Here is a 6531-nt window from a genome sequence, read left to right on the forward strand (position 1 = left end):
ACGTCTGTTGGCAAACAGGACAGAGATAGCGTTGATGTCCGTTGGGCATCTTGCCGTGTTTATGGGCTTTAGAATGATCACACAAAGGGCATTGCATGGACGAGTTGCAGATGAGAGATCCCCTCTACTCTACCAATCCCACGTTTATTTGACGCACTACCTCGTATTCTTCACTTTCCAATTGTTCTTGACTCTTAGCAATAAATACCGCACAGTTTTGAAAAATTCTGTAACTTGTTTTTGGATCGTCGTTAACACCAGATATATAGTCCTGCTCTAGTCCTAACTCAGAGTAAACATACATTCCTTTTTTACCTTGCCACTGACCATCAACCCAACCATTAGAGCAGGCAGCTTGGAAGTCGAGCCGAGAAACTTTAATTCTTAAGAGCATTTCTTTACCTGGGGCGTGTGGAGATATCCCCTTATTTATATCCTAATAATAACATATGTTTTGCATACAATCAACAGTATTGCAAGTTTATATGCACAAGTGTTATTATGTTAGTCATAAATCTTTTTATTTAGCAATGCCTAATCCACATCCAAAAACTGAGCAGTTAGCACTTGGACGAGGGAAACGCCCTAAGTTAAACAACCACACTGTAGCGATGAGAATGTCTGAGGAAACACAAGCCACCTTAGAGAAAATAGCACTTCAGTATGGGTGCAAGTATGCTGACAAGCCTTGGATTGCTGGATTACTAGCTAAGATTGCAGAAGGTGAGTTACTGATTGTTCCTGCCCCGCCTGGTTCACGCTGATAACCCCGGTCCGCGATCGCTCCTCGGTTGTCCTCCTGTTAACTGCCCCTGTCTTCGTGGTGATTTGCGCTCGATGCTTGCCAAGCGTTCCATTGCTTGCGACGAATTAAATCCTTGGGCAAAAGAACGCATTTCAACCGTTTGGGGGTTTTTGTACCAGGTCTGATAAGCTGAGAATTGCTTGTTCCACTGCCCCAACTGATTCTCTTTGCCTTGCTTGTGGGCGATCGCATTTTCTAGCTTACTCGCTGTTTGTTCAAGCCCAGCAACGGCTGCATCGTACTTCCCATTCCAGTTTCGCAGGGGATTGTTCTGCATTGCTTCCACCATTGCCAAAGCATCGGATTGTTGTCTGCCCAGAATATTAATTTGATTTACTAACTGACCAACCTCGTTGTGGAGAGCTTGTATCTCAGCTTCTTTAGGCGGTTTGGTGGGCGCGGCTTTAAAATAATTATCGACAGCTTGGTGGAGGAGAACAAACTCATTATCGGGAAGCTGGTTAATTTGCTCCTCTACTGCCAGCTTTTTGAACTGAGCCTGTAAGTCTGACTGCATTGTTGCGACTACCTTATCTGTTAAAGGTTCACCCTGCTTAAAATTAGTCCCAATCTCTGAGATCCGCTCTAGATATTTTGAGGATTTATTGAGTTCTCGCGCGGCTCTGTACCAATCTCGCAATGTCACCAGAGATGGACTTTCCGACTGTATGGAAGCAAATTTCTCTCCCGTAAGCTTATCCACTCGATCTACAACCTGTTGAAAAATCTGCATCGGGTCTACTAAGCTTTCCGCAGTATCAGTAGAGGTAGGAGGCAGATTTGATGAGGTGAGATCGCCTGAAGCTTTTATACTTTTTACTTCAGTTTTGTTTTCCTTTATGGCAGTCTTCACTTCAACAGGGCTTTGAGGTTCGCTTTTTGTAGCAGAAGCGTTCGAGCTTAATCCAACGTCAAATAAGCTTAATTGGATTCCTTGTGGCTCTTGTCCTGGCGTTGATTTGGTAGTAGAAGTCTTACGCTTTGCCTGTCTAGTTGTGGCAGTGGAGTCTGAAGCAATTGGTAGAGGATTTAATTGCGGCGGTTCTTGGCGATCGCTAATAATAGGTGCTGCAACTTCCTTTTCTGGTACTACTGGCAGTGATGATTCAGGAACCTCCACTACTACCGAATCTGAGGCTTCAGCTTCTTGTTGGTTTGGCTGCAATAGCGACTGTTGTTTCTCAATAAACGCGATACGGGCAGGTTCAGCAAAGCCTTGTTCTAGTAAGTTTTTACTAAAGGTTTGGGCAAATCCTCGCTCTAGGCTACGGTACTCGCCGCCATTAATAGGATTTTGTGTAGCAGTCTCAGTTAACGTCAACTGACCCTGAGAGGAAATGCGAAAAACCATTTCTGCATCCATAAATAAGTCGCCGTACCTATCTTCGAGATAGTGAGTTGCGTACAATTGTTGCCCGTGCCGCTCAATGACTAAGGGAGTAAACGGTTTGTTCTCAACTTTAAGGTAAAAATCCTCACCTGTAAGAATTTCGGCGGCTAATCCTGCTTCGTGTAGGAGTTTGGCAATATTTTTCTCCGCCGCCCCATTTTGATTATTTGCTGGGACTATTTGTACAGCTTGATTGTTGCCTACTTCTTCAGGTGCGCTCGTCGCTATCGTGGAATCAGTCTCAGCAGTAATTGCCTTAGAAGCAGTAGAAAGGCGATCGCTTTGAGTATTATTCTCTAAAGGCTCTACTTCTTGGGCAACACCTTGAGAAGGCAAGCTATCAATTCTGGCATTTTGGGGAGAATGAGTAATAGTTATACGAGGTGCTTCGGGATTAATCTCATTGCACTTCTCCCAGGACGGTAATACTTGCCCCAGCATCTCTCTTGCCACATCTTTATAGCTGTCCGCACCTAATCCCCATTTAGCGCAAAGGTAGCCCAATACTTCATCGGTTTTATCGGCACTGACACTGACTGTCATGATACTCTCAGATTTGGTGTTGTTCCCTTGGCGTACCGATTCAGTTTTAGAAACAAAATCCCCAGTAAGTTGCAGCAAACCCTCATTTTTAAAATATATGCCTCCTTGAGCCGTAGCTTTGGGCGTTTTAATCACAATGCCGCCTTCGTTTGTGCGTTTAAGATCGACAATCACAGTTAAGTTTTCATCGGCGGTTTTTATTACTCCCGCTCTTTGAGTCCGCTCAAAAAACTGCTTAACTTGTGCGGGGTTAGCCAACATCACCGGATCAAGGTTCATGTCAATGGCAGGGTCAAACCCACGCCTGAGCAAGTAAACAGGGTGGATTTGCCCCTTGTCATCACTAACTTGAGCAAATTTACCTTTTAGTTCTGTAGCCAATACTTGTCCGCTTACTAGGTAACGCTTTTCTTTGGCTTCACTTTGGCGTTGGTCGAATAACTCGTAAACAGAGGTTTGTTCTTTAACATTTGTGAAACTATTCGCCATCCGGGCGGGTTCAAGAGACTGCTTATTCTTGGTGAGGCTATCGAATTTTACTGAAAGAGAACGAACTCCATCTACTACTAATAGCTTCAGTTTCCAGTTACCAGGAGCAGTGGGATTATTTGCCTTACTTTTTTGCTCTACCCCCACTACTACACCGTGAAGATAATTCTTAGTCTCGTTGTCCATCAGTCTTACAGGCTGACCAACGGGAAACTGCTTAATTAAAGCGCAAACTTCTTCTAGAGTGGCATTGATATTTCTCTGCTCTTTACTCAGTTGAAACTGCTTGCCATTTACGTCTAGCTTGGCTTTACTCAACTGGCTTTTAAGCTTGTCGATTTTTGGTTGTTGCTGTCCTAGTTGAGCCTGAAGTTTTTCAAATAGTTCAGTATTACCACTACTTACGGCGGCTGCCTGTTGCTGCTGCAAAGACTCGCATTGTTCCATTCCCGCGTCGAACTTCTGTTGATATTTTTCTACTTTTCCAGTGGCAATCGCAATTTCTGCTTCTTTTACGCCAACAGTAGATTGTAAAAACTCCCCGGTTGACGTGCGTAATTGCTCTACTGTTTCTTGGGCAACTTGTTCTCCAGTTTCCCTAACGTCGAATAAAGCATGGTCACTAGAATCAGCCGTTGGCTCAAATCCTAATTCTTGGCGCACGGCATTAACAACTTGGAGCGTGGTATTAGGTTTAGCGCCTGTTTTTGCCTGCACCTCTACTAAATAAGCAGGTTTTGTAAAAGGACTGTCTACCTGCGGATCTCCGGTACTGAGAACGAGTCTTGCTTTTGGCTCTGCTTGCAAATCTAGTTTTTGCGCTTCTAATTCGTTCTCCCCCAAGGCAACCTTTTGGGCTAAAAACTCCTTGTAATCCGAAGTTAGCGTGTCATACAGCCATGCTTGCCGTTCTAGAGAAGGATAAGGGTTCTCTACCGTAGGCGGCTCGTTGCTGACAAGCATCACCGCCCGACCCGTAACTATTTGAATTGCTTTAGGATTGGTAAGTTCTTCCCCATGTCCGAGGGGGTGATCTAGATCAGCATGAAGCTGGGGATTTCCCTCCATCAAGTTTTGGGCTACTTCATTACCGTAATCGTTGATGAAATCGGGTATTTCTTTTAGCCCAAAGCTGGAAGACTTATTACCTGTAGTATTTGCTTTCAAGTAGCTCATCTTTTTCATGAGAATTGCCACGGCTCTTTCTTCAGTCGGTAAATCTTGCCCAACTACCAGCTTAAAAGCAGGTAAGCCAAAAGTACCAGGGTATTGTCCCCATACTGGCTGCCCGTTTTCGTCTAATCGGTCTGGTGCGTGTTTAGCGGGATCTAATTGTCCGCTCCGGTGCGATCTGCCAATGGATTGCTCGACTTGATTTACATCCAGGTGAGGCTGGACGAGATACATTACCCTCTGACGTTGGTCTGCTGCTGTCCGCGCCGCATGAAGGGAGTAGCCAGTGGTGGAATTAGTAATAATCGCATCGAGGCGACCATTTTGAAAATCGTCCATTACCCCCTTTTTCTGAGCCGTACCGCTACGACGAGTGCTGTAGGTCACAACTCCTGCCGCTAAATCGTTGGCTGATTCGTACTTCAATATGTGAGAGCGCCCAGTAATCTCGCCAACGGAATGCCCCGCATCCTCAATTTTTTGCTTAATGTAGTCAATTGGTGAGATTGGCAATTGGCTCCAATCAGTTTCGGTGATCGCAGCTTCGGCGCGGTTGAAAGTCGCAACCCCTGCTTCCCCCAATTCACCATCGGTTAATCGGTGAGCGCGAGTTTCATTTTTTCCCGTTAGCTCATTTAGGTATGGTTCAGTAATTTTAATCGTGCGCGACTTTTCCAAGTAGCGTGTAAATAGTTGTCCCGCATCAATAGTAATATTGTCACCAACCTCAATTCGTTTGATGGGACTGTCAGGAAATTCCGCATTATGTCTGTCGGCGAGTTCATTGTGGGTATCGACAAACTCTTTTATTGTCGATTCCATCGTGTTGAACAGCATGAGAATTGGTTTGCGCCCCTGCTCAATATCCGCGATGGCTGCGTTTGCGGTTTCTTCGGCTTTTAATCCTAGTGAAGTGACTGCCGTTAAGTTATGCAGGACACTTGTAAAAATTGTACTAGATGCTCCAGCTTCCCCAATGGCTGGGTTGCCATTTCGTGCTGCCTCCCCCGCGTCGGCATACTGGGCGCGGATTTCTTTTACTGCTGTTTCTTTAGCACGGTCGAACTGCCAAATTAGGTTGAGTATTTTTGAGTTATTCTCCGCCGTCTGTAAGCTTACTGGAACTTTACTGACTCCGAACTCTACACCTTCGTAGGACTTCTCGCAGCGAATGCAGCCACCTGACTCCGCCCACATGGAGAACACCATCTGTTGTAATGGTACGCCGCCTGCTTTGAGATGGTCGGTAAAACTATTTTGAGTTGGGGCAGCGAGTTTTAGGTCGGTTGTTTCGTAGAATAGTCTAGCCGCAATAATTGGATCTTTGATTGCTGTGGCAGAAGATGCTACAAAGCCTTTTGTACGAGTAACTAGCTGCTGAAAGAAATCGCTACAGGAAGGGACAACTGGTGCATTTTTGCGCTCTGGGCGTGTCTCGGCGGCGGCTCCTCCGGCTTTGTGGCTCTCGTCGAGGATTAAAAAGCTGGATGGTGCGATCACATCTAATAGTTCCCGCCGTCCCAAGCTAGGCGCACCTGTTAGCTGTCCGTAGGTCGTAAAAACGCAGTCATGTTCGCCAATGTTGCCAGATTGAGCGCACTGCCTAACTTTATCTCCCTGATTTTCAGGTGTATTGATTTCTCCTATTTTCCTGCCATCAGCCGAACGCAGCGTTAGATGAAAGTCATTGTTGGTAATTAATGGATTAAAGCTGTTCCCTGTATCTACAGCATCCCTTGCTAAAATGTCCGCATATAGTACAGAGTCGGCTGTAACAATTACTGGGGTCATGCCTTGCTGCTGTGCATACCTTGCTAAACCGCAAAGGATTCTAGTTTTCCCAATCCCTGTGTCATGTCCTATTAAGGTTGCTTTATTCTCAAACTCATGGTTGTAAATCGAGAGTGCTAGGGAATCAATTTGTTCGGCAGCGTAGTGACTAAATAACTCTTCTTGAGATGATTCATTTAACCTATCGCATACATACTCATCAACGCTCATTCCGGTTGTGTTGCAAAAAATGGTAGGCTAAAATAATGCTGCTAGAGAAAATAATTCTGCCTGCCTCTAATGAATCCTAAAGCTCCATTCAAATGGCGGCATTACCAGTCCGAAATTATCTTGCAGTGTG

Annotated in this window: 4 protein-coding genes; 1 reads left to right on the top strand and 3 read right to left on the bottom strand. The window is 45.2% G+C overall.

What is annotated here, in order from left to right; genetic code table 11:
• Together AC2VE5_RS23530 and AC2VE5_RS23535 are read right to left on the bottom strand one after the other, a co-directional pair.
• Positions 1 to 97: IS1/IS1595 family N-terminal zinc-binding domain-containing protein (locus AC2VE5_RS23530; RefSeq protein ID WP_486886923.1), on the bottom strand; the 97-nt coding region annotated here is incomplete at its 3' end.
• Positions 98 to 124: 27 nt separating this feature from the next.
• Positions 125 to 394: a hypothetical protein gene (locus AC2VE5_RS23535; protein ID WP_486890085.1), complete on the bottom strand. Its 270-nt coding sequence runs from the start codon at positions 392 to 394 to the stop codon at positions 125 to 127.
• A gap of 136 nt (positions 395 to 530) precedes the next feature.
• Here AC2VE5_RS23535 and AC2VE5_RS23540 point away from each other — a divergent pair, with 136 nt between their 5' ends.
• Positions 531 to 764 (top strand): hypothetical protein, encoded by a 234-nt coding sequence (locus AC2VE5_RS23540; RefSeq protein ID WP_486890086.1) that lies wholly within the window; start codon positions 531 to 533, stop codon positions 762 to 764.
• Here AC2VE5_RS23540 and AC2VE5_RS23545 read toward each other — a convergent pair.
• Entirely contained in the window at positions 756 to 6401 is a 5646-nt protein-coding gene (locus AC2VE5_RS23545; RefSeq protein WP_486890087.1) for a DUF6908 domain-containing protein, read from the bottom strand. The genes AC2VE5_RS23540 and AC2VE5_RS23545 overlap by 9 nt on opposite strands.
• Positions 6402 to 6531: the final 130 nt, after the last annotated feature.

The sequence above is a fragment of the Aliterella sp. E5.1 genome (assembly GCF_057473825.1).

What these genes read in the sequence shown, in the direction of transcription:
- AC2VE5_RS23540 (WP_486890086.1), top strand. Translation starts at nt 531, where the DNA reads ATGCCTAATCCACATCCAAAAACTGAGCAGTTAGCACTTGGACGAGGG.
- AC2VE5_RS23545 (WP_486890087.1), bottom strand. Translation starts at nt 6,401, where the DNA reads ATGAGCGTTGATGAGTATGTATGCGATAGGTTAAATGAATCATCTCAA.
- AC2VE5_RS23535 (WP_486890085.1), bottom strand. Translation starts at nt 394, where the DNA reads ATGCTCTTAAGAATTAAAGTTTCTCGGCTCGACTTCCAAGCTGCCTGC.